This is a genomic window from Paracandidimonas lactea, assembly GCF_021653995.1.
Lineage (GTDB): Bacteria > Pseudomonadota > Gammaproteobacteria > Burkholderiales > Burkholderiaceae_B > Allopusillimonas > Allopusillimonas lactea.
The window spans coordinates 358,026-381,680 of the sequence record NZ_JAJJOZ010000003.1 but is presented as its reverse complement, the minus strand read 5'-3'; the positions used below and the strand labels follow the sequence as shown (position 1 = coordinate 381,680).

The window sequence follows — 23,655 nt, the reverse complement described above, 5'->3', positions numbered from 1 at the left end:
TCTGGCTAAAATGTTGACCGGAGGATCACCATGCACCTACATATACTTGGCATCTGCGGCACCTTCATGGGTGGCCTGGCGCTGATCGCCCGCTCCGCGGGCCACACCGTCACCGGCTGCGACGCAGGCGTCTACCCCCCGATGAGTACACAGCTCGAAGAACAAGGCATACGCCTTGTCGAAGGCTACGGCGCCGACCAGCTTGCCCTCAAGCCCGACCTGTTCATCATCGGCAACGTCGTTACCCGCGGCAACCCACTCATGGAAGCCATCCTGGACCAAGGCCTGCCATACGTATCCGGCCCCCAATGGCTGGGCGAACAAGTCCTGCGCGGCCAGCACGTGCTCGCCGTCGCCGGCACCCATGGCAAAACCACCACCAGCTCGATGCTGGCATGGATCCTCGACTACGCCGGCCACGCGCCAAACTTCTTGATCGGCGGCGTTGCGCCCGGCCTGAAAGTATCAGCACGCTACACACCTGCCAGCAAACTCTTCGTGATCGAGGCCGACGAATACGACACAGCCTTCTTCGACAAACGCTCCAAGTTCGTCCATTACCGCCCGCGTACCGCCATTCTCAACAACCTCGAATACGACCACGCCGACATATTCCCCGACTTGGCCGCCATCGAAACCCAATTCCACCACCTGGTGCGCACCGTCCCCGCATCGGGCCTGGTGCTGCGCCCCAGCCAATGCGAGGCACTGGATCGCGTATTGGCACGCGGGTGCTGGACACCCGTGCAAACCTTTGGCGACGACGGCGACTGGCGCATGCGCAGCGCGACAGGAGACCATTTCGAGGTATTGCGGGCCAACAGTGATACACCGCATGCCCCTGTCGCCCCAAAAGCAACCGACACAAACAAAGCACCGGCCACAACACTGGGCACGGTGCGCTGGCAGCTCACCGGCGAACACAACCGCATGAACGGCCTGGCCGCCGTGGCGGCCGCCGTGCATGCAGGGGTGCCCGCCGCACTGGCAATCGAGGCCCTGTCCAGCTTCAGCGGCGTGAAACGCCGCATGGAAGTGCGCGGAACGGTCGACGGCATCATGGTCTACGACGACTTCGCCCACCACCCCACCGCCATCGACACCACCCTGCGCGGACTGCGCGCGCGGGACGGCGCCGGGCGCCGCATCATCGCCGTACTCGAGCCGCGGTCCAACACCATGAAGCTGGGCGCCATGGCCGCCCGCCTGCCCGGCGCGTTGGACACCGCCGACTTGGTCTTCTGCTACGGCGAAACGCAGGGCAAGCACGCCCTGGGCTGGGACCCTGCGCAAATACTGGCGCCGCTTGGCAAACGCGCCACGGCTTGGACCGATCTGGATAAAATGGTGGATGCGATTCGCAGCGTGGCGCAAACCGGCGATGCCATCGTCATCATGAGCAACGGCAGCTTCGGCGGCGTGCACCAGAAGCTCCTCGACGCGCTAGCGCGCGACCGCGCCGCGGCCAGCGGCCAATAATGCGCCGCCGCATGCACCTCCCAGGCTTATCATGATCCTCTATCTACACGGGTTTCGTTCATCGCCGCAGTCTTCCAAGGCCACGCTGCTGGCGCAGGCCATGCGCGAACGCGGCCTGGCCGGCCAGTGGCTGTGCCCGCAGTTGCCCGCCAGCCCGGCGCAGGCCATGGCACTGTGCGAACGGCTGATCGAACAAGCGCGTGACGAGCACGGCATGGAACCAGCCACCGACCTCGTGGTGATTGGCTCATCGCTGGGCGGCTACTATGCCGGCCACCTGGCCGAACACTGGAAATGCCGCGCCGTCCTGCTCAACCCCGTCATTTACGCGGCGCGCGATCTGGCCACGCAAGTCGGCAAGCACACCATGTACCACGACGGCGCACCGTTCGAATTCTTGCCCGAATACGTCGATGAACTAGCGGAACTGGCGTTCACGCGTCCGGCGCACCCTGGCCTTTATTACCTGCTGGCCGCCAAAGGCGACGAAGTACTAGACTGGCGCGAAATGGCCGATTGGTACGCCGGCAGCCATGGCCACATCATCGAAGGCGGCGACCACGGCTTGTCGGACTTCAGCCACTGGCTGCCCGAAGTACTCGACTTCGCCCTGCGCCCGTATCCCTGACCCCTCCTGCAGCACCCGACGCATCACACCGGAACTTTCATGTACGTTCTTTACGAAGACAGCGGCACCTTCAAAGCAGAGAAAATCTTCTCCGAAAGCGACTCGACCCTACAGGTCGAATCCGCCACGGGCAAGCGCAGCAAAATCAAAAAGGCCAACGTCCTGTTCAACTTCGAGCAGCCCGCGCCGGCCGCGCTCATGGAACAGGCCCAGGCCCTGGCCGCCACTTTCGAGATCGACTTCCTGTGGGAGTGCACGCCACAGGAAGAGTTCGAAGCGTCCGAGTTCGCCGAGGAGTATTTCGGCCATCCGCCCAGCGCGGTCGAGCGGGCAGCCCTGATTTTCGCGTTGAACAGCGCCCCCGCGTATTTTCACCGCCGCGGCAAGGGCCGCTACCGTCCGGCGCCACCGGATATCCTGACCGCCGCGCTGGCCGCCATCGAAAAGAAGCGCAAGCAGGCCGAGCAGCAGCAGGCCTGGGCCGACGCGCTGGTGGCCGGCCAACTGCCGGATGAAATTGCAGCAGTAGCCGACACCCTGCTCACCAAACCCGACAAGAACTCGCTCGAATGGAAGGCATTCGACGCCGCCGTGCAGCAACTGCAAACCACACCCGAGCGGCTGCTGCTCTCGTGCGGTGCGCTACCCAACCCGCTGGCGCTGCACCTGCATCGCTTCATGCGCACGCATTTCCCCAAGGGCACGCAACTGCCCGCCATCGATGCGGTGCCATTGCAGGGCGAGCTGCCTATGGCCGACGTGGTCGCGTATTCGGTGGACGACAGCAGCACCATCGAGGTGGACGATGCATTGTCAGTCACCCTGCTCGACGACGACCACGCCCGGATCGGTATCCACATCGCCGCACCGGGACTGGCCGTGATGCGCGGCAACGAGATCGACAAGCTGGCGCGTTCGCGCATGTCCACGGTGTATATTCCCGGCCTGAAAATACCCATGCTGCCGGCAGAGATCATCAACCAGTTCTCACTCGATGCCGGTGTACCGCGCCCCGCCGTCTCGCTGTATGTGCACGCCAACCTGGCCACAGGCGAAATTCTTGGATCCGAAACCCGCATCGAATGCATACAGGTGGCCGAAAACCTGCGCCACAACTACCTGGATGAATTCGTCACCGAAGCCGCGCTGGAGGACCCCACCGCAGAACTACCGTACGGCGACTGGCTGCGGCCACTGTGGCGCTTTGCCAAGCACCTGCTGGCGCAGCGCGAGCAAATACGCGGCAAACCCGAGAACAACACGCGGGTGGAATACAGCTTCGAGCTTACCGGCCCCTACGACGACCCGGAAACGCCGGTGCGGCTGATCCCGCGCCGTCGCAATGCGCCGCTGGACCGACTAGTGGCCGAATACATGATCCTCACCAACAACCTGTGGGGCGGGCTGCTGGCGCAACATGGCGTGCCGGGCATCTACCGGTCCCAGCAGGCCGGCAGGGTGCGCATGTCCACCCACGCCCTGCCGCACGAGGCCATTGGGGTGCCACAGTACGCCTGGGCCACCTCGCCGCTGCGCCGCTATGTCGACCTGATCAACCAGCAGCAGATCATCGCCACCGCGCAGCATGGCGTATCGGCCCGGCTGGTGGCGCCGTTCAAGCCCAAGGACGCTGACATGTACGCCATCATTGGCGCCTTCGATGCGCAATACGCCGCGTGGGGCGATTTCCAATCAGCCATCGAGCGCTACTGGTGCCTGCGCTGGCTGCAGCAGCACAATATGCATACAGTCCAGGGCGCGGTGATCCGCGACGACCTCGTCCGGTTGGACGACGTGCCCATGGTTGTGCGCGTGCCCGCGCTGCCCCTACTCGAACGCGGCCAGCCAGTTGTGCTGGATATTCTCGGTTTTGACGAGCTGGCGCTGGACGTGGATTGCCGGCTGCGCGAAACCCTGCCTCTGCCGGCCTGAGGCCGCGACCTGGGCGCGACCATGGCTGCCAACCTTCGCTTTGCGTCCTTGCCCGGGGCTCGCGTCGCGCGCAATGATTACCTTGCGATCGGGATCGCACTCTCGCTGGCCGTACATGGCGCGCTGCTGGCCTGGCGTTTCGCCGCACCCGAGGCGCCTCCCGCACCGACGCCACGCTCGCTGTCCGTCACCCTCCTGAACACTCGCGGGGATACCACGCCTCTCAAGCCCCAGGTGCTCGCGCAGCACGCGCTGGACGGCGGCGGCGAATCGCAGGCAGACGTCTATGCGTCATCCCCCTTGCCGCGCACTGCCGCCCAGTCGCCCGACCAGATTGTGCTCGAAGCGCTGCGTCGACGTCAGGCTGAGCTCGAAGCTGAACAACAGCGTCTGTTCACCGCGCTGGTGGCCACGCAGAAGGTATTGCCGGAACGTAAACAGCCCGATCTGTTCGAGCAGTCCACCGACCCGGGCGAAGACACGCGCGAGCAGGAAAGCCTGGTGCTCAACGCCCAGATCAGCGCCATCAAAGAGCGCATCGACCGCTACAATCAACAACCTCGCCGGCATTTCACGGGGCCATCGGCGCAGCGCGCCGAGTACGCCGAATATGTCGAGGCATGGCGCAAGAAAATCGAACTGCTGGGCACACAGCACTACCCGCCGCAGGCGCGCGGCAAAGTCTATGGCAGCCTGCAGCTTACGGTGCATATCCGGCGCGACGGCTCCCTGGAGCACGCCGAAATCAACCAGCCCTCCAGCGAGGCAGTGTTGAACCAGGCGGCGCTGCGCATCGTGCAATTGGCCGCCCCTTTTGCCCCCCTGCCGCCCGCCATCGCCCGAGAAACCGATATTCTTGCCATTACCCGTACCTGGCATTTCACCCATCAGCAACTGGAAACCGACGCGCCGTGACCGCAACGTATACTCCGAACGCCGCCATACAAGCCACTGCTGCGGACGCCCCCGCTCGCTACGGCGTAATTGGCAACCCGATTGCCCACAGCCGTTCGCCTTTCATCCACGAACAGTTCGCCCGCCAGACGGGTATACATCTGACGTACGAACGTATCCTGGCCCCGCTGGACGGCTTTGCCGACACCGTGCGCGGCTTCTTCGAGCAGAATGGCGGCGGGCTCAATGTCACTGTCCCCTTCAAGGAAGAAGCCTTTGCGCTAGCGGCCGGCCACCTCAGCGATCGCGCCCGCATCGCGGGCGCGGTCAATACGCTGTGGCTGCGCGAGGGCGTCCTATACGGCTGTAATACTGACGGTGTGGGGCTGCTCGACGACCTGATCCGCCTGGGTCACGCTCCAGAAGGGCGGCGCATCCTGCTGGTGGGCGCCGGCGGTGCCGCGCGCGGCGTCGTGCTGCCGCTGCTGCAAGCCGGCTGTGCGCAGCTGCGCATCGTCAACCGAAATGCGGAACGCGCGCATCAACTGCTCGCTCATCTGAACAGTCAACTGCCAGCCCAAGCGGCCCGGCTCGACGCTGGCGGGCTGGAAGATGCCGAGTCCCAATGGGATGTAGTGATCAATGCCACCTCCACTGGCCTCTCCGGCCAGGCGCCGGCCTTGCCCGCGGGCCTGTACGCGCCGGGCGCGCTGGCCTACGACATGGTCTACGGGGCACAACCCACCCCCTTCATGGTGCAAGCGAACGCCGACGGCGCAGCGCACACGGCGGACGGGCTGGGTATGTTAGTAGGCCAGGCGGCCGCCAGCTTCACGATCTGGCACGGCGTCACCCCCGATGTAGCGCCCGTCCTGGCCGCCCTGCGCAGCCAGCTTGGCGGCGCCTGAAGCGCATGGCTGCGCGTCGCATCAACAAGGGCAAAGTGGCGCTGGCGGCCCTGCTGCTGGCGTTCGCGGCGCTGCTGCTGTACCAGTTCGGCCTGTTCCTGATGGTGTTGTGGCTGAGCGTGCGCAACCCTTCGAGCAGCGCATTCATGAACCAGACACTCACTGAGCTGCGCGCCAAAAATCCCGACGCCGCGATCCGCCACGAATGGATGCCCTACGACCGGATCAGCGACCAGCTCAAGCGAGCGGTGATAGCGTCTGAAGATGCGCAATTCACGGATCACGACGGCGTGGAATGGGACAATATCCGCAAGGCCTGGGAGTACAACCGCCGGCAGGCCAGCCTCGGCAAGAGCAAGCGGCGCGGCGGTTCCACCATTACGCAGCAGCTTGCGAAGAACATGTTTCTGTCCAGCGAGCGCAGCTATCTGCGCAAAGGCCAGGAGCTGATCCTGACCTATATGATCGAACTGGTGATGAGCAAAAAGCGCATTCTCGAGCTGTACCTGAACGTGGCGCAATGGGGTGGCAACGTCTTTGGCGCACAGGCGGCGGCTGAACATTATTACAAGACGTCCGCCGCACGCCTTGGGGCGGCTCAGGCCGCCCGGCTGGCCTCAATGCTGCCCAACCCGGCCTACTACGACACCCACCGCGGCAGCGCGTATCTTGCCCGGCGCACCGCCATCATCCAGCGCCGCATGCGTCTGGTAGACATACCCTGACACAGGCGCTGTCCCGCGTGGTCCCGGCCCGGGGCAACAATGGTAACCTTGCACTTTCGGGGGCTGCCCCGACTTTGCCGCAACCTGATCACCCCCATGCGTACCGCCCGCCGTTATCTCGCCCGCGAAATCTACCGTTCCAGCGCCGTCGTGCTGGTTGCACTGCTGGGCCTGTTCACGTTTTTTGCGCTGATCGACGCTTTGGATGACGTGGGCACCAAGATCTCGCTGCTCAACCTTTTCTACATCCAGGCACTCGAGTTGCCCACTCGGCTGTACGACCTGCTGCCCATCGGCTTGTTGATCGGCGCCATTCTGGCGCTGGCCGGGCTGGCACAACGCAACGAACTGGTCATCCTGCGCGTCTCGGGCGTCAGCGGCATGAAGCTGCTGGGCATGCTGTGGCTGGTCACCGTACCACTGGTTGTCATGGCCTTTTTCCTGTCCGAGGTCGTCACACCCGCCGCTGAAATCAAGGCCAGCGAAACGCGCCTGGCGATCACGGGCGACAGCGACGGTGGCAGGCTGGCCAGCGGCTATTGGTTCAAAGAATCCAGCGAAGACGGCGGTACACGCATCATCAATATTGCGGGGCTGGGCGCAGCCGGCGGCGTAGAAGGCGTCACGCTGTACGAATTCGCGGCCGGGCAGCGCCTGGCCGCATTCTCGCAAGCGGCCAGCGGCCGGTTTGGCAAGGGCACACTCGAACTGCACGACGTCAAGCAAACCACTATCGACGCGAGCGCCGTCTCCGCCCTGAACGACGGCAAGCGCCCCACAGAGCCCATTACGCGGGTCACATCGCTGCCTCAGCGAGTGCTACCCACCACACTAACACCTGAGCGTCTGATCGCACGCATTCTTACACCCGAGCGCATGTCACTGCTCGACCTCACCGACTACATTTCCTACCTGCACGCCAACCATCTGCAAACCGACCGGCAGGTGGTGGCGCTGTGGCGCAAGATGGCGTATCCCTTCACGCTGCTGGTCATGATCACCATCGCCGCCCCCATCGGCTTCATGCAAACGCGGCGCGGCGGCGTGGGCAGCAAGGTATTCATCGGCATTCTGCTGGGGGTTGGTTTCTTCATGCTCAACCAGCTTGCCCTAAACGTTGGCATGCTAAGCAAATGGGCGCCGTGGGTCACAGCGCTGCTGCCCAGCCTGATCGCGCTCGCAATCAGCCTGACGGCGCTCACACTCATGGAGAACCAGCATCACGTGCGCCGCATCAGCCGCGCGGAATTCCCCTGGAGCCCCTCCTCCCCATGACACCGCCCGTGCCAGACACTTGGATCGTCGGTGACCTGCAAGGCTGCAGTGCGCCGTTGGATACTCTGTTCGACGACCCTCGGATCGCCGGCAGCCCAGAGGCACGTTTCTGGTTTGCGGGCGATATTGTCAACCGTGGCCCCGACTCGCTCGGCGCATTGCGGCGCGTCATGGCCTTGGGCGAACGCGCAATCATGGTGCTGGGCAATCACGACCTGCACCTGCTTGCCGTCGCCGCCGGTATCGGCAAGGTCAAAAAGGGCGATACGGTTGCCAGCGTACTAGAGGCCCCTGACGCAACCGAGCTGATCGACTGGCTGCGCCATCGTCCGGTGGCACATTACGAGCACGGCCATTTGCTGGTGCATGCGGGCATCCACCCGCAATGGGACGTACGCAAGACCATGGCCTTGGCGAGCGAAGTGCATGCCGCGCTGCGCGCACCCGACTGGCGCACAAACCTGGCGCAAATGTACGGCAACAAACCCGATCAGTGGGACGACCGCCTCGCTGGCAGCGATCGCCTGCGCGCCATTATCAATATCCTGACGCGCATACGCATGTGCCACCCCGACGGGCGGCTGGATTTCTCACATAAAGGCCCACCAGACGAAGCGCCAGAAGGGTTGATGCCGTGGTTCGACCTGCCCGGGCGCGCCTCAGGCGGCGACACGGTGGTGTTCGGCCACTGGTCCACGCTGGGCCTGCTGATGCGCCCCGATGTGGTCTGCCTGGATACGGGCTGCATTTGGGGCCGCCACCTTACTGCTATGCGGATCGCCGATCGCGCCCTGGCACAGGTGCATTGCGCGCAAACTCGCAGGCCCGGCGACAACGGCTGACGTTTTCACGCCTGGGCAATCACCGCATGGCGCACTACGCGGTGCGCATGGGCGGCTACGCGGGCGCGGCCATCTTCGCGGCATTGTTCGCCGGGCAATACCGGTAGAAACACCAACTCCACACAGGCGCCGGTGGTGCCCAGCAGATACCATAGGTTCTGTACCAAATTTTGTTCGCCCACAAAGGCGAAATAATCGCTGCGCTTCCCACGATGAAAGAAGCGCAGCGCCACGGGCTGGATATCCACGCCCAGGTGCAGTGCAGCCTCGAAAAGGCTGGAGTGGAACGGCCGTACATCGTCGCCCGGCGATGTCGTGCCCTCGGGGAACAAGCCAACCGCCTCGCCATGCCTGAAGCGCGCCTCCATTTGTTCGCTGACGGCCCGCACCGCATGACGCCTGCCGCGTTCGATGAACACCGTACCAGCGCCAGCCACCAGCCAGCCTATGATCGGCCAGGCTCGAATCTCGCTCTTGGCCACAAAGGCTGTCGGACGCACACAATTGAGCACGAAGATATCGACCCATGACACATGGTTGGCCACCCACATCACCGGGCCGTCGAGCCGGGGCTCGCCCTTGATGTGCGTGCGCACGCCGCACAAAGCCATAAGCACGCGGGACCAGCGCCAGTTCATGCAGGCGCGCGCGCGTGGGCCAATAAACGGGAAGATGGCGATCACGCTGACCAGACCCAGCGCAATCCAGACGGACACCAACAGAAATCGCGGCGGAAAAAGCAGCAGAGCCAAGGATTGATACCTAATGATTGTTGTGGCCGTGTCGCGTAGAGCGCAACACGTTTTTGTGCATGATGCTATTGTTCACGGCCCCGCTGCGCGGCACCTTGCGGTAGCGCACACTGCGACGCAACTCGCTATTGTGCACTACGCCATCACTGCGTGGATCAGGCGGCAGGAGGCAACGCATCGAAATATCGCTGCAGGATGACTGCGGCGGCCACGGCATCATCGGGCGCATGGGTGCCCAGAATCTGCTGGGCCTCGATGCTGGAGCCGCGCTCGTCGACCAGCACCACGTCCACGCCATAGCGGCCGTGCAGTTGGTTGGCAAACCGCCGGCTGCGCAGGCTGGCGTACTGCTCGCCGCCTTCTGTGGTGAGCGGCAGGCCCACCACGACGCGGTCGGGCTGCCATTCGCGGAGCAGGCGTTCGATTTCAGCGAAGCGGCGCACCCGCGTGACAGGCTCGAGGATCTCCAGCGGCCTGGCCTGCCGGGTGAGCGTGTTGCCGATGGCGACACCAATCTTGCGCAGGCCGTAATCGAAGGCCAGCAGTGTCTGCTCGGCTGCGTCAGGCATGCCCCGCGTCACCAGCCAGCATGATGGGGTTGATGCCTAGTTTTGCCAAGGCCAGCTCGTAGCGCTGCTCGGCAGGCGTGTCGAACAGAATCTCGGGACTGGAATCGACGTTAATCCAGGCGTTCTGGGACATCTCGTTTTCGAGCTGGCCGGCGCCCCAACCTGCATAGCCCAGCGTTACCAACACCCGCTCGGGGCCCTTGCCCTGGGCGACATCCTGCAGCACATCACGCGAAGTGGTGAGAGCGATATCGCCGAGCTGGATGCTTGAGCTGTAGCCCCCCGGCGGCGCGTGAAGCACGAAGCCGCGGTCTGTCTGCACCGGGCCGCCAAAGAACACCGGCGCGCTCTGCGCAGTGGTGTGCTCGCTGGAAACGTCGAGGTCTATGCGCTTGAGCAGATCTTCCACGGTGATGTCTGTGGGTCGATTGATGACCAGGCCCAATGCACCGTCGCCCGTGTGTTCACAGACATAGATCACTGTATTGGCCAGCTCGCCCGATACCCGCCCGGGCATGGCCACCAGCAGTTGCCGGGACAAGTTCGCTGCGACGGATTCGGCCCGCTTTGTCGTTGTCGTCATGACTTGTCCTCCTTGAGTAATGAGGGTGCGGATACCGCCAGGCTCATACCTCGATCAGCTCGAAGTCTTCCTTGCGGGCGCCGCATTCGGGGCAAACCCAGTTGGGAGGCACGTCCTCCCAGCGCGTACCTGGAGGGATACCCTCTTCAGGCAGACCGGCCTCTTCATCATAGATCCAGCCACAGATCAAACACATCCACGTACGCATGTTTCCTTACTCTCTGAAATTTACCAGTCCACGGGCTCCAACGGGACACCCGTGCATCAATTAGAATGGGGTCAGTGGGCATAAACCCAACACCTTCCCCTCAATGTTAACCAAAAGTTGCCGGTTTCTTCGTTACACCTCATATCGTGCACGCATCACCCCCGCCCCTTGCCCTGATTTTCGGGCCTTTTGATCCTAGCGGCTCGAGCAGCCTGCCGGCCGACGTGGTTACCTGCGCCCAACTGGGCTGCCACGCGCTGTCAGCCGTCACCGGGCTGCAAGTGCGCGATACAGCCACAACAGAAAGCATCCAGCCGGTATCGCCCGAGCTCATCGACGACCAGGCGCGCTGCGTGCTCGAAGACATGACTGTGCAGGCCATCAAGGCCGGCACACTGTATACCACGGAAGCGATCAGCGTACTGGCCCAAATAGCGGCCGATTACAGCCACGTTCCGCTATTGCTGCACCTTACCCGTCTACCCGACGAAACCCTGCTCGAAGACACTGACACAGAAGACCTGCTGCTGGCCACCTTCGAGTTGTTGCTGCCCCAAACAGACATCGTCATGGTCGACCGGCTCCTGCTCGAACAATGGCACTCGCAGGGCCTGCTCGCCGCCAGCGATGCCGCAGACCCAATCCAGGCCCTGCTGGAGTACGGCGCTGGCTGGACACTCGCCACCGGCATCACACATCATTCTGGCCAAAATGGGCTGCTGCTACAGGGCCAACAGGGCGAAACCGTCAGCTTGCAATGGCCCGCCTTGCCCGCCCGGCCCACCGATGCCGACGGCCCGCTAGCCTGCGCCATCACCACTGGCCTCGCGCGCGGTCTGCAAGTGCCCGACGCGGTGCGCGCGGCCGCCGAGGCCGCCGTATCGATTACCTCCCGCCAATTTCGGCCTGGCATGGGCCAGCGCCTCATCAACCGGTGCGCACCATGAAGACTGCTCTGCGCTTTCCGCGCGGCCTTTACGGCATCACCCCCGAATGGGACAACACTGACCGTCTGCTGGAAGCCATCACCCAGGCCGCCGCAGGCGGCATGACCGCGCTGCAATGGCGGCGCAAAACCATCCCGGAGCCCGCGCGCATTGCCCAGGCTCGCGAGGTGGTGGCCCGGTGCCGCGCACTGGGCGTGGTCAGCATTATCAACGATGACTGGCGCTTGGCCGCCTTGGTCGACGCCGATGGCGTGCACCTGGGTCGTGACGACGGCAATATGGACGAGGCCCGGACGGCGCTGGGCGACGACAAGCTCATCGGCCGTTCGTGCTACAACCTGCCCACACTGGCCGCACAGGCACTGGATGCCGGGGCCGACTACATTGCCTTCGGTGCACTCTACCCATCATCCGTCAAGCCCGATGCCGTACACGCCACGCTCGAACATGTGGAGCAAGGCCGCATGATGGTCGAAAGCGTCAGCGCCCAGCCGCGCCCAGCCGTGGTCGCCATCGGCGGCATCACAGCCGATAATGCCGCCCCCGTCATCCACGCTGGCGCCGACAGTGTGGCCGTTATCACTGCCCTGTTCGGCGCGGCCAACATCCGCGCCGAGGCCGAGCGTATCAGCGCCCTGTTCCAGTAAGCCCAGCGGGCCGCAAACTGCTATCCTTGGGCCTTTCCCAATATCGTCTTCCATGGAGCCACCCGTCATGTCCCGCAACGCCCAGTTGTTCGAACGCGCCTGCCAGACCATACCCGGCGGCGTCAACTCGCCCGTCAGGGCCTTTCGCTCAGTGGGCGGCGCGCCCCGTTTCATCCGCCGCGCCCAAGGCCCCTATGTATGGGATGCGGACGACACCCGCTACATCGATTACGTCGGCTCGTGGGGCCCGGCCATCCTCGGCCACGCCCACCCGGAGGTCATCAAGGCGGTCCAGCAGGCCGCCGAGGGCGGGCTCTCGTTTGGCGCCCCCACCGAGGCCGAAATCGAAATCGCAGAAGCCATTTCGGCACGCATCCCATCCATCGAAAAAGTGCGGCTGGTCAGTTCAGGCACCGAAGCCACCATGTCGGCCATCCGCTTGGCGCGCGGCGCCACCGGCCGCAACAAGATCATCAAGTTCGAAGGCTGCTACCACGGGCACGCCGACAGCCTGCTGGTCAAGGCCGGCTCGGGCATGCTCACCTTTGGCAATCCCACCTCCGCTGGCGTTCCGGCCGAATTCATCCAGCACACGCTGGTGCTCGACTACAACCGCATCGAGGCGGTCGAGGAAGCTTTCAAGAAATACGGCAAAGACATTGCCTGCGTGATTGTCGAACCCATCGCCGGCAACATGAATCTGGTCAAGCCCGTCCCGGGCTTTCTCGAAGGCCTGCGGGCGCTATGCACGCAGCACGGTGCGCTGCTGATCTTCGACGAGGTCATGACGGGCTTTCGGGCCGGCCCGCAGGGCGTGCAGGGCCTTACGGGCATCACGCCCGACCTCACCACGCTGGCCAAGGTGATCGGCGGCGGCATGCCGGTGGGTGCCTTCGGCGGCCGCGCCGACATCATGGAACACATTGCACCACTGGGGCCGGTATATCAGGCCGGCACCCTGTCGGGTAATCCGGTGGCTGTGGCCGCAGGCCTGGTCACCCTGAAACTGCTGGCCGAACCGGGCTTCTACGAACGCCTTGGCGCCCAAACCCGCAAGCTGGCCGATGGCCTGGCCGAACGCGCACGCGCGGCCGGCGTGGCCATGACAGCCGATGCCGTGGGCGGCATGTTCGGCCTGTACTTCACCGACAGCATCCCTACCACGTTCGAAGACATGCAGCGCTGCGATGTCGAACGCTTCAAGAAATTCTTCCACGGCATGCTGATCCGTGGCGTATATTTCGCTCCGTCCGCGTTCGAGGCGGGCTTTGTGTCCGGCGCGCACGACGATGCCGTCATCCAGGCCACCCTGGATGCCGCCGAAGAAGTGTTCGCCAAGCACTGATCCATGGGCGCAGGCCACCGGCGCATCGCCGTTGGCCGGCGCCTTATTGCGACATAAATCTGGCGCCGGCGGCAAGGCTTGCATGGCGCCTCGGATGCGGCACGGCGCGCCCGCTCATGACGCACCTGATCAAGCGCCGGCACCCACTTCCAGGGGCGGCACAACGGCTGTCACTTCTATCTCCACCCGCGCCCGGTCTTCCATCAACGCCCCCACCGCGATCGCCGTCATCGGCGGGTAGTGGCGGCCGATGACATCGCGATAATGGCGGCCCACGTCCTGCAGGCTGCCCAGGTACTCATCCTTGTCGCATACATACCACGTCATGCGGGTGATATGCTCGGGCCCCGCGCCACCCTCATTAAGTACAGCAAGCACATTACGCAGCGCCTGGCCCACTTGCTCGGCAAAATTATCAGACTCGAACTGCTGCCGAGCGTTCCAGCCCACTTGCCCGCCAATAAACAGCAAACGGCTACCGGGGGCCATCTCCGCCATGATGCCATTGGCATAACCACGCGGCGCCGGCCAAAACGGGGGTTGCAGTATTTTCATATGCGCCTCCGCCCTCATTGCCCAGCCGCCATCCGGCGCAGCACGAATCGCTGCAGCTTTCCGGTCTCGGTATGGGGCAGGCTGTTGGCGAAGCAAATTTCACGCGGGTATTTATACGGGGCAATGGTGGCCTTCACATGCGCCTGCAGCGCTTGTACCATGGCCGCGTCGCCCTCGAACCCCGGCTTAAGCACCACAAAGGCCTTGATGACGGTGCCACCATCCTGGTCGGCCTTGCCGACCACCCCGCATTCGGCCACCGCCTCGTGGCTCAACAGCGCCGCCTCCACCTCCGGCCCCGCAATGCTGTAGCCGCGCGAGATAATCATGTCGTCGTTGCGCGCCTGGTAAAAGAAGTAGCCGTCCGCGTCCATGATGAAAGTGTCGCCCGGCAAGTTCCACCCCTGTTGCACGAACTCGTACTGGCGTTCGTCGTCGAGGTAGCGGCAGCCTGTCGGCCCCTTCACTGCCAGCCGGCCGGGCACGCCCGGCGCTACTTCGCGGAGGTTGTCGTCCACTACCCGCGCCACATAACCGGGCACGGCCTTTCCGATGGCTCCTCGCCGCACCGCTTCGGGCAGGCAGGATACATATACGTGTATCAGTTCGGTCCCGCCTATGCCATCGATCATTTCTATACCAGTCGCGGCCTTCCAGAGCTGGCGGGTTGGGTCTGGAAGCGCCTCGCCCGCCGACACGCAGGCGCGCAGCGACAATAGGTTGTACTTGCCCACCAGTGCCGCCATCTGCCGATAGAACGTAGGCGAGGTGAAGGTAATCGTGGCATGAAAGTCCTGGATCTCGGCCAGCATGCCATCGGGCGAGAGTTTCTCCGACAGCACGGCCGCCGCGCCCACCCTGAGTGGAAAGCACAGCAGGCCACCCAGCCCAAAGGTAAAGGCTAGCGGTGGCGTGCCGCAGGTCACGTCGTCTTCAGACATACGCAGGATATGACGTGAAAAGGTGTCGCACATGGCCAGCACGTCGCGGTGAAAATGCATGCAGCCCTTGGGCTTGCCCGTGGTGCCGCTGGTGAACGCAATCAGGCAGATGTCGTCCACTGCCGTGTCCACGGCATCAAAGGTGTCCGGCTTGCCCGCAGCACGCGCTTCCAGGCTTTGGGGGCTGCCGTCGCCGTAATGGCAAGCCTGTGCCAGCGCGGAGCTGTATGCGGCATGGGCCGGGTCCATGCAATATGCGATTTCCTCGGCCAGGCGATGGTCGCAGATCACGGCGCCTACCTTCGCCTTGTCGAGCACCTTTTTCAGTTCGCCCGCCCGCAGCAACGGCATGGTGGGCACAGTAACCAGGCCAGCCTTCATGGCCGCCAACCACGATGCCGCCATCATGACATTGTTGGGGCCGCGCAGCAGCACACGGTTGCCGGGTTTCAGGCCCAAGTCCTCAGCCAGCACATGCGCGATGCGGTTGGTCAAGGCCATGAGTTCGCGATAGCTCATGGCGTGCAAGCCATCCGCGGCGCGCCAGCGCAGGGCGATACGCTCGCCTCGCCCTGCACGCACGGCCTCGTCCACCAGCGCCACCGCGCAGTTCAGGCGCCGCGGGTAGGCGACGTCGGGGTTGCCGTCCAGCAGCAGATCGGGCCAGGCCTGCGGCGGCGGCAGATGGTCGCGCGCAAAGCTGTCAACATAGGCTGAGGGTTCCATGGTCAACTCCTGAGTATTCGTGCGGTGTGCGCCTTGATGCTGTCTGTGGCGCCGCGAGTCGATGACATACGCTCAATCCCCTTCGAAGGCCGGACTGCGGCGAGCCGCGAAGGCTTCATATGCCCTGCGGAAGTCGCCCGTCTGCATGCAAATGGCCTGGGCATGCGCCTCGGCGTCGATGGCTTGGTCCAGGCTCATGCTCCATTCTTCGTGCAGCAGCTTCTTGGTCATCCCATGCGCAAATGTCGGGCCGTCGGCCAAGCTATGTGCCAGGGCCGCAGCGGCAGCCAGTACATCCTGCGGCTCGTGCAGGCTGTTGAAGAAACCCCAAGCCAGCCCTTCCCGCGCCGTCATGGCACGCCCCGTGTACAGCAGCTCCGACGCGCGGCCATGGCCGATCATGCGCGGCAGCAGCGCACACGCGCCCATGTCAGCACCTGCCAAGCCTACCCGTGTAAACAGAAAGGCCGTCCTGGCGCGGTCCGTGCCCAGCCGCATGTCGGACGCCAGCGCAATCATTGCACCCGCGCCCGCGCAGATGCCATCGACCGCGGCCACAATGGGTTGGGGGCACGCCCGCATCGCCTTGACCAAATCCCCCGTCATGCGCGTGAAGTCCAGCAACTGCGGCATGCTCATGCGCGTGAGCGGGCCGATGATTTCGTGCACATCGCCACCCGAACAGAAATTTTCACCCTCGCCGGTAATCACCACGGCCTTTACGTCGCTGGCGTACACCAAACCGCGAAACAAGTCGCGCAGTTCGGCATAAGAATCGAAAGTGAGCGGATTCTTGCGCTCGGGCCGGTTCAGAGTAATGGTGGCCACCTTGCTGTCAGGCGAGACTGCCCAGCGGAAATGCGTGGCCGCATCGTTGGCAAAGGGGCGCTTGTGGTGGGCCATTGCCCCCTGCGCCAGGTTCGCCTGCCCTTCCATCGCGCCGTTGGCGGCTGCCTCGTTGTCTGTATTCATTGCCACACCTCTCACTCTCCATACTTACGTTTGCCTTATGCAGCTTGCCGCCACGGACAATTACTGCACCCTGAGCGGCTTTAGCCCTACACACATCGCGTTTTCCCCGGCCCGATACGCCTGCATAGTCATCTGCGCGCCCGACCAACCCTGCCCTTCGGGGCGCGACCGCGCATGGCTTCAGCCCGCCGTTTCCCCGCCATCCACGGCAATGGCCTGGCCGTTGACGGACGAGGACGCCGGCAGGCACAGCCAGGTCACCGCCTCGGCAACTTCTTCGGGCAGCACCAATCGCCGCTGCGGATTGCGCGCGGTGAGCATGGCGCGCGCCTGTACGGCATCGACACCTGTCTTCCCGCTGATGTTCCGGATCGCGTCCTGCACAATGGCGGTTTCTGTATACCCTGGGCACACCGCATTGACGGTGATCCCTTTACCCGCCAACTCCAGCGCCAGCGCACGCGTCAGGCCAATTACGCCATGTTTGGCAGCACAATAGGCGCTTGCATAGGCATAGCCCATCAGGCCAGCTGTACTGGCCACATTCACAATGCGCCCCCAGCCTGCCGCCTGCATATGCGGCAGCGCCGCCTGCGTGCAGTGAAACACTCCCGACAGATTGACCTCCAGCATGCGCTGCCACCCCGCCTCATCGAGCCGGTCGAAACGCTCACTGACGGCCTGCCCAGCATTGTTGACCAGTATATTGATGCCACCGGCGCGGCTGCGGGCCTGGTCGAATGCGGCCTCGACGCTGCCACGGCGAGCCACATCACCGGCCACCCAGGCGACATGATCCGGCTGCGCGGCCCGCTCTCGCATCAGCCGCTCAGCCGCCTCGCGCAAGGCGGCCGCGTCGCGCCCCATCAGCGTGACGCGCGCACCGCAAGCCAATAGCCGCGCCGCCACCGCCCACCCTATGCCGCGCGAACCGCCCGTGACCAAGGCATGCCGGCCCTGCAATGCAAGATGTTCCATGGCTGTCATGGATCTACCCCCTGGGCATACGCCGCGGCGCGTGCAAAATTGGTTTCAAGCTGACGCTTGCCCGCCAAGTACTGGCGCGGCCAGGCAATGTCCGCAAATCCGATGCGGGCTGATTCGCGCAAGGTCCAGGCGGCATCGGCCAGATGGGGGCGGGCCAGCGCACACAAGTCGGCGCGCCCCGACGCAATAATGCTGTTTACATGATCCGCCTCGAAGATGGCGCCCACAGCGATGGTCGGCACACCCGCCTCATTGCGCACACGATCCGAGAATGGCGTCTGGTACATGCGCCCGTACACCGGGTCCTGATCCGCGCTTACCTGGCCCGACGAGCAATCCACCACATCGGCCCCCGCTGCCTTGAAGGCTGCCGCGATACGCACTGCGTCGTCGGGCGTAATGCCGCCGTCCACCCAATCGTGGGCGGAAATCCGCACCGACATCGGCCGAGCATCGGGCCAAGCCTCGCGCACCGCACAGAATACCTCCAGCGGATAGCGCAGCCGATTCGCCAGCGAACCGCCGTACGCGTCATCACGCTGATTGGTCAGCGGGGAAATAAAGCTGGAAAGCAAGTAGCCATGCGCGCAATGCAGCTCCAACCAGTCAAAGCCGGCCAGTGCCGCCCGTTGCGCCGCTGCGGCGAACTGTCCGCACACCATTTCCATTTGCGCCCGCGTCATGGCCTGCGGCACTGCGGATATACCCTGCAAATAAGGCAATGCAGACGCTGACATCAACGGCCAATTGCCCTGCGGCAAGGGCTGGTCGGCGCCCTCCCAGGGCACGCACGTAGAACCCTTGCGGCCCGCGTGCCCCAGTTGAATGCCAATCATGGCGTCGGTATTCTCGTGCACAAAGTCGACGATGCGGGCGAAGGCCAACTGCTGCGCATCGTTCCAGAGCCCTGGGCAGCCGGGCGTGATGCGCGCTTCAGGCGATACGCACGTCATTTCCACCATCACCAGGCCCGCGCCACCCAGCGCCCGCCCGCCCAAATGAACCAGATGGAAATCCCCAGGCACCCCATCCACACAGGAATACATCGCCATGGGCGACACCACCACGCGATTCTTGAGCGTCAGGCCGCGCACATGAAAGGGAGTAAGCATCGGCGGCGGCGCTGTCCCTTCCGACGCGGCCACGCCCGCACGCTGCGCCAGCCAACGCTCATATCCGGCCAGCCACGCCGCATCGCGCACGCGCAGGTTCTCGTGTGAAATGCGCTGCGAGCGTGTCAGCAAGGAATAAGCGAACTGTTCCGGCTCAAAACCCGCGTAGCGATCCACATGCTCGAACCATTCCGTGGAATTGCGCGCCGCATTCTGTATCTTGAGCACTTCGAGGCTGCGCGCCGCCTGGTAGTCACTCAGAGCCGCTTTCATATCTTCCGGATGCGCGCGCAACGCGTGGTGCAGCCCAATGGCGTCTTCCAGCGCGAGTTTGGTGCCGGAGCCGACCGAAAAATGCGCAGTATGGGCGGCGTCGCCCATCAGCACCACGGGAGCGGCATGTTGTTGATCTGCCGACGGCCAATGGATCCAGGTCTCGCAGATCACACGCGGAAAACGCTGCCAGATGGCGGCGCCGCTCAAATGTCTGGCATTGGAACGCAGCGGCTTGCCGCCCAGCCAATGCGCAAACAAGCGTTCGCAATAAGCGATGCCTTCCTCCTGCGTCATGGCGTCCAGCCCCGCTGCCCGCCAGGTTTCGTCGCGGGTTTCCACGATAAAAGCCGACAGGCCCGGTTCAAACTGATACGCATGGGCCTGGAACCAGCCATGGGCAGTCTGCACAAAGGCAAAGGTGAAGGCGTCGAAGGTTTGTGCCGTCCCCAGCCATACATAGCGGCACGCGCGCACGTCAATATCCGGCCGGAAGGTATCCGCATAGCGCTTGCGTACACGACTGTTCAGGCCGTCCGACGCGACGACGAGGTCTGCCGCATAGGCACGGGCTACGTCCTGATCGTCCACAACCTCAGTATTGAATACCAGCGCCACCCCCAGCGCTTCACAGCGCTCCTGCAAAATATTGAGCAGTTTCTTGCGACCAATGCCGATAAAACCATGGCCGCCGCTGCGCAGCGTACGGCCCTTGAAATGGATATCGATATCGTCCCAGTGGTTGAAGGCCTCTATGATCCGGGCGGCTGAGACCGGGTCGGCCTGGCGCAGGTTTGCGAGCGTGGCATCTGAAAACACCACGCCCCAGCCGAAGGTATCGTATGGCCGGTTGCGCTCGATGATGGTGACGTTGTTGCCCGGATCAGCCAATTTCATCAGCAGGCCAAAATACAGGCCTGCCGGGCCGCCGCCTATGCACACGATGTTCATGGCCTGCCTCCGGGTTGCAACGCGCCTTGGCGTTCAACACAATCCATTCTATTTATTTTAGGCTTCAACTATATCTCCTGATGCCTCAAGAAGCAATGGGGCGGGCTACGCGGCGCGCGATGTGCAAGATGCCTCATGCACCGCTCGTCGCAGGCCACGCCTGCGCAGGCACACGGCAAAAATCGTGCGCGGGCGGCTGGCCATTATGGCGCCACAAGGCCGGCGTGTCCTTGATCAAACCCGGGATGGAGGGCTGGAGCAGGCGCGACACGGCTACAACTTCCGGACTGAAAGTTTGAAGTAACGCAAATGTTTGTGCATTTCTCCAGATTTTTTATGGATGAATTATGCATAGATCAAGGACAGACCAAGTTCCCGGCCGCATCATTACCTCGAAGGCGGCCTTGCTGGGTTTGCCCGAGGCTGTGGCGCCGCGCCACGTTATACCCGTCAATCTATTTGAAGATTAAAATATATGGGCCTCCATACTGACCGATATCCCGCCATGAGTGATCTATCTTCACGCGCCGTGTTGCCCGACGTTCCCGATCTGGAAAGCAGAACGGTGCCCGAAGATCACCAGGACCTGCGCCTGTGGTTGCGCCTACTTACTTGCTGCAACCTGATCGAAGGCGAAATCCGTAGCCGGTTGCGCACCGAGTTCGACACCACGCTGCCGCGTTTCGATCTGATGGCTCAACTGCTGCGCGAGCCCGAAGGCATGAAAATGAGCGAGCTTTCGCGCCACATGATGGTCACCAACGGCAACATCACTGGCATCACCGACCAGCTCGAAAAAGAAGGCTTGGTGCAACGCATCCGCAATGCGAACGACCGCCGCAGCTCGCTGATCAAGCTGACCGTCAAGGGCAAGCGCGTGTTCACCAAGATGGCACAGGCACATGAGCAATGGATCCAGTCCATGTTCGCCGGCATGAGCGACAGCAGCCGCGAGAGCCTGTTCAAGACGTTGGGTGAGCTCAAGATGCTGCGCCGCATGTCCGCGCTGCGCGAAGGCACGCCACTGCAATAACCATGGCGGTGGGGGCCAAAGCGGCCCGCGCGTGAAACGCGGCGTTGCCCCTATGCACCCCGCGCACGGGGTGCGCAGGAGGCGTGGACTTTGCCGGCTACGTCATCAAGCCCTATGCACCACGCGCGCGGGGTGCGCAGCAGCCGCCGCGGCGCGGGCGGCGCTGCCGCGCAGGCGATGCCCTGGGCTAAAATCAGGGCTTTCGCCACTTCTTTCTGGATCGCGCCATGGCTGTCAACCTCATCATCCCGCCAGAATCCGACATTCTTCCCGTGCCGGGGGTGCAAATCGGCATCGCCGAAGCCGGCATCCGCAAAGCGGGCCGCCGCGACCTCACCGTATTTCGCCTGTCCAAGGGCGCCAGTGTCGCCGGCGTGTTCACCCGCAACCGCTTCCGCGCCGCACCCGTGCAGGTTTGCGAAGATCACCTGCTCACCGGCGGCATGGACATTGAGGCGCTGGTCATTAATACCGGCAATGCCAACGCCGGCACAGGCGAAAGCGGCCTGGACGCCGCCCGCCAAACCTGCCTGGCCGTGGCCAAAGCGCTGAACATCAAGCCGCAGCAGGTGCTGCCCTTCTCCACTGGCGTCATCCTCGAACCCTTGCCGGTCGAACGCCTGGTGGCCGCGCTGCCCGCAGCCGTGGCCGATCTGGCCGACGGCAACTGGTTCAACGCCGCCCACAGCATCATGACCACCGACACCCAGCCCAAGTTGGTGTCGCGCCGCATCACACTCGACGGCAAAGCGGTCACCATCACCGGCATCAGCAAGGGTGCGGGCATGATACGGCCCAATATGGCGACCATGCTGGGCTTTCTCGCCACTGACGCCGGGATCGCCCCCGGCCTGCTCAAAGACATGGTGCGCGCCATTGCCGACTTGTCCTTCAATCGCATCACGGTGGATGGCGATACCTCCACCAATGATTCCTTCATCATCATTGCCACCGGCCGCAGCGGCACTCCCATCGAATCGATGGCCGATCCACGCTACACCCAGTTGTTCCAGGCCCTGGCCGACGCCGCATGTGAACTCGCCCAAAAGATCGTACGCGACGCTGAAGGCGCCACCAAATTCATTACCGTGCGCGTCGAAGAAGCGGCCTCCCAGGAAGAAGCCCTTAAAGTCGCGTACGCCATCGCCCAATCACCCTTGGTCAAAACCGCCTTCTTTGCCTCCGATCCCAACCTGGGCCGCATCCTGTGCGCCGTCGGTTATGCCGGTATCGACGACCTCGACGTGCGCGGCACCCGCTTATGGCTGGGCGATGTCCTCGTGGCCAGCCAAGGTGAGCGCCATCCCGCCTACCTCGAGGCGGACGGCCAGCGCGTCATGAAAGAACCCGAAATCCTGGTGCGCGTGGCGCTGGGTCGCGGCGACATATCCGAAACTGTCTATACCTGCGACTTCTCGCACGAATACGTGAGCATCAACGCCGATTACCGTTCGTGATCGCAATAGCAGCACGCGGCGGGCCAGTGCAACCCCGTCGCAACCGAGCCGGCAAGTGCCTTGCGCAGCTCACCGCAACCTGGCGCGGGCCTGCGCTCCGGCCTATACCAGGTTGACTATCTCCTTGAATCCACAGTAGAATTGAGAGCTTGGCGTTTGTGCCAAGGTTTTTTTATTTAGGATCCCACATGTACGCGGTCATAAAAACCGGCGGCAAGCAGTATCGCGTTGCCCCTGGTCAAAAACTGAAGATAGAACAGATACCGGCAGACATTGGGCAAGAAATCACGCTCGACCAGGTTTTGTCGGTGGGCGAAGGCGACCAGATCCAGATCGGCGCGCCTTTGGTCTCCGGCGCCGTGGTCAAGGCAACCGTTCTTGCGCAAGGCCGCCACGACAAGGTAAAGATTTTCAAGATGCGCCGTCGCAAGCACTACCAGAAGCGCCAGGGCCATCGTCAAAATTACACCGAAGTCCGCATCGAAGCCATCTCGGCCTGATCGGTTAACGGTATTGCATAGCAGGAGCTAAACATGGCACAGAAAAAGGGCGGCGGCTCTACACGGAACGGCCGCGACTCAGAATCGAAACGACTTGGCGTCAAGGCCTTCGGCGGCCAGATGATCCCGGCCGGTTCCATCATCGTTCGCCAGCGTGGCACCCAGTTCCATCCGGGCGTCAATGTCGGCATCGGCAAAGACCACACGCTGTTCTCGCTGGTCGACGGCACCGTCAAGTTCCAGATCAAGGGCGCGCTCAACAAGCGCACCGTCTCGGTGATCGCCGCCGAGTAATCCACGGCGCTTCACTGCAAAAGCCCTGCCGAGCCCGGCAGGGCTTTTTGTGTTTTAGAATAATCACTTCTTCGTACGCAGCACACCGGCGGTGCAAGACGTACGCCCGCGTGCAAACCG

24 protein-coding genes are annotated in these 23,655 nt (G+C 63.4%); 15 read left to right on the top strand and 9 right to left on the bottom strand.

Features of this window, described 5'->3' with window-relative positions; translation table 11 throughout:
• The first annotated feature begins 30 nt into the window (after positions 1-30).
• From mpl to LOL23_RS08595, 8 genes are all read left to right on the top strand, one after another.
• Entirely contained in the window at positions 31-1,479 is a 1,449-nt protein-coding gene (mpl, locus tag LOL23_RS08630; protein ID WP_237173476.1) for a UDP-N-acetylmuramate:L-alanyl-gamma-D-glutamyl-meso-diaminopimelate ligase, read from the top strand.
• Between the two features lie 31 nt (positions 1,480-1,510).
• Positions 1,511-2,107 carry a YqiA/YcfP family alpha/beta fold hydrolase gene (locus tag LOL23_RS08625; protein ID WP_160980449.1) on the top strand — a complete coding sequence of 199 codons (597 nt, stop codon included), beginning with the start codon at positions 1,511-1,513 and terminating at the stop codon, positions 2,105-2,107.
• Between the two features lie 39 nt (positions 2,108-2,146).
• Positions 2,147-4,039 (top strand): ribonuclease catalytic domain-containing protein, encoded by a 1,893-nt coding sequence (locus LOL23_RS08620; RefSeq protein WP_160980447.1) that lies wholly within the window; start codon positions 2,147-2,149, stop codon positions 4,037-4,039.
• Between the two features lie 21 nt (positions 4,040-4,060).
• Positions 4,061-4,954 (top strand): energy transducer TonB, encoded by an 894-nt coding sequence (locus LOL23_RS08615; RefSeq protein ID WP_160980445.1) that lies wholly within the window; start codon positions 4,061-4,063, stop codon positions 4,952-4,954.
• The gene (gene aroE, locus LOL23_RS08610; protein ID WP_237173475.1) at positions 4,951-5,841 is read left to right on the top strand and encodes a shikimate dehydrogenase; all 891 of its coding nucleotides are present in this window, start codon (positions 4,951-4,953) and stop codon (positions 5,839-5,841) included. The genes LOL23_RS08615 and aroE overlap by 4 nt, the downstream gene beginning before the upstream one ends.
• A 5-nt stretch (positions 5,842-5,846) precedes the next feature.
• Positions 5,847-6,566, top strand: coding sequence for a monofunctional biosynthetic peptidoglycan transglycosylase (gene mtgA, locus LOL23_RS08605; RefSeq protein WP_160980443.1), 720 nt, complete (start codon positions 5,847-5,849; stop codon positions 6,564-6,566).
• 96 nt (positions 6,567-6,662) lie between these two features.
• Positions 6,663-7,841: an LPS export ABC transporter permease LptG gene (gene lptG / locus LOL23_RS08600; RefSeq protein WP_160980441.1), complete on the top strand. Its 1,179-nt coding sequence runs from the start codon at positions 6,663-6,665 to the stop codon at positions 7,839-7,841.
• On the top strand, positions 7,838-8,683 hold the full coding sequence (locus LOL23_RS08595) for a symmetrical bis(5'-nucleosyl)-tetraphosphatase (RefSeq protein ID WP_160980439.1): 846 nt from the start codon (positions 7,838-7,840) through the stop codon (positions 8,681-8,683). The genes lptG and LOL23_RS08595 overlap by 4 nt, the downstream gene beginning before the upstream one ends.
• A 5-nt stretch (positions 8,684-8,688) precedes the next feature.
• Here the strand turns inward: LOL23_RS08595 and LOL23_RS08590 are convergent, their stop codons facing one another.
• From LOL23_RS08590 to LOL23_RS08575, 4 genes are all read right to left on the bottom strand, one after another.
• Positions 8,689-9,435 (bottom strand): lysophospholipid acyltransferase family protein, encoded by a 747-nt coding sequence (locus LOL23_RS08590; RefSeq protein ID WP_237173474.1) that lies wholly within the window; start codon positions 9,433-9,435, stop codon positions 8,689-8,691.
• Positions 9,436-9,590: 155 nt separating this feature from the next.
• Complete coding sequence (gene ruvX, locus LOL23_RS08585) at positions 9,591-10,004, bottom strand: Holliday junction resolvase RuvX (protein ID WP_160980437.1); 414 nt, start codon at positions 10,002-10,004, stop codon at positions 9,591-9,593.
• Positions 9,997-10,587 carry a YqgE/AlgH family protein gene (locus LOL23_RS08580; RefSeq protein WP_160980435.1) on the bottom strand — a complete coding sequence of 197 codons (591 nt, stop codon included), beginning with the start codon at positions 10,585-10,587 and terminating at the stop codon, positions 9,997-9,999. The genes ruvX and LOL23_RS08580 overlap by 8 nt, the downstream gene beginning before the upstream one ends.
• Positions 10,588-10,630: 43 nt before the next feature.
• Positions 10,631-10,795 (bottom strand): rubredoxin, encoded by a 165-nt coding sequence (locus tag LOL23_RS08575; RefSeq protein WP_130008064.1) that lies wholly within the window; start codon positions 10,793-10,795, stop codon positions 10,631-10,633.
• A gap of 146 nt (positions 10,796-10,941) precedes the next feature.
• Between LOL23_RS08575 and thiD the strand changes: the two genes are divergently transcribed.
• From thiD to hemL, 3 genes are all read left to right on the top strand, one after another.
• Entirely contained in the window at positions 10,942-11,742 is an 801-nt protein-coding gene (thiD, locus tag LOL23_RS08570; protein ID WP_237173473.1) for a bifunctional hydroxymethylpyrimidine kinase/phosphomethylpyrimidine kinase, read from the top strand.
• The gene (gene thiE, locus LOL23_RS08565; protein ID WP_237173472.1) at positions 11,739-12,389 is read left to right on the top strand and encodes a thiamine phosphate synthase; all 651 of its coding nucleotides are present in this window, start codon (positions 11,739-11,741) and stop codon (positions 12,387-12,389) included. The genes thiD and thiE overlap by 4 nt, the downstream gene beginning before the upstream one ends.
• A 67-nt stretch (positions 12,390-12,456) precedes the next feature.
• Positions 12,457-13,734: a glutamate-1-semialdehyde 2,1-aminomutase gene (gene hemL, locus LOL23_RS08560; protein WP_160980431.1), complete on the top strand. Its 1,278-nt coding sequence runs from the start codon at positions 12,457-12,459 to the stop codon at positions 13,732-13,734.
• A 129-nt stretch (positions 13,735-13,863) separates the two neighbouring features.
• Here hemL and LOL23_RS08555 read toward each other — a convergent pair whose 3' ends face one another.
• The 5 genes from LOL23_RS08555 to LOL23_RS08535 form a co-directional block, all read right to left on the bottom strand.
• Positions 13,864-14,289 (bottom strand): RidA family protein, encoded by a 426-nt coding sequence (locus LOL23_RS08555; protein WP_160980429.1) that lies wholly within the window; start codon positions 14,287-14,289, stop codon positions 13,864-13,866.
• A gap of 14 nt (positions 14,290-14,303) precedes the next feature.
• Positions 14,304-15,956 carry an AMP-binding protein gene (locus LOL23_RS08550; RefSeq protein ID WP_160980427.1) on the bottom strand — a complete coding sequence of 551 codons (1,653 nt, stop codon included), beginning with the start codon at positions 15,954-15,956 and terminating at the stop codon, positions 14,304-14,306.
• A gap of 72 nt (positions 15,957-16,028) precedes the next feature.
• Positions 16,029-16,859, bottom strand: a complete 831-nt coding sequence (locus tag LOL23_RS08545) for an enoyl-CoA hydratase family protein (RefSeq protein WP_237173500.1) — start codon at positions 16,857-16,859, stop codon at positions 16,029-16,031.
• A 249-nt stretch (positions 16,860-17,108) separates the two neighbouring features.
• Complete coding sequence (locus LOL23_RS08540; protein WP_160980425.1) at positions 17,109-17,915, bottom strand: SDR family NAD(P)-dependent oxidoreductase; 807 nt, start codon at positions 17,913-17,915, stop codon at positions 17,109-17,111.
• On the bottom strand, positions 17,912-20,251 hold the full coding sequence (locus LOL23_RS08535) for a bifunctional salicylyl-CoA 5-hydroxylase/oxidoreductase (protein WP_160980423.1): 2,340 nt from the start codon (positions 20,249-20,251) through the stop codon (positions 17,912-17,914). The genes LOL23_RS08540 and LOL23_RS08535 overlap by 4 nt, the downstream gene beginning before the upstream one ends.
• A gap of 532 nt (positions 20,252-20,783) precedes the next feature.
• Here LOL23_RS08535 and LOL23_RS08530 point away from each other — a divergent pair.
• The 4 genes from LOL23_RS08530 (at position 20,784) to rpmA (ending at position 23,535) form a co-directional block, all read left to right on the top strand.
• A complete protein-coding gene (locus LOL23_RS08530; RefSeq protein WP_160980659.1) occupies positions 20,784-21,284 on the top strand; it encodes a MarR family winged helix-turn-helix transcriptional regulator in 501 nt (166 codons plus the stop codon).
• Positions 21,285-21,511: 227 nt separating this feature from the next.
• Positions 21,512-22,741: a bifunctional glutamate N-acetyltransferase/amino-acid acetyltransferase ArgJ gene (gene argJ, locus LOL23_RS08525; protein ID WP_160980421.1), complete on the top strand. Its 1,230-nt coding sequence runs from the start codon at positions 21,512-21,514 to the stop codon at positions 22,739-22,741.
• A 188-nt stretch (positions 22,742-22,929) separates the two neighbouring features.
• The gene (gene rplU / locus LOL23_RS08520; RefSeq protein ID WP_160980419.1) at positions 22,930-23,241 is read left to right on the top strand and encodes a 50S ribosomal protein L21; all 312 of its coding nucleotides are present in this window, start codon (positions 22,930-22,932) and stop codon (positions 23,239-23,241) included.
• A gap of 33 nt (positions 23,242-23,274) precedes the next feature.
• Positions 23,275-23,535: a 50S ribosomal protein L27 gene (rpmA, locus tag LOL23_RS08515; RefSeq protein WP_160980417.1), complete on the top strand. Its 261-nt coding sequence runs from the start codon at positions 23,275-23,277 to the stop codon at positions 23,533-23,535.
• Positions 23,536-23,655: the final 120 nt, after the last annotated feature.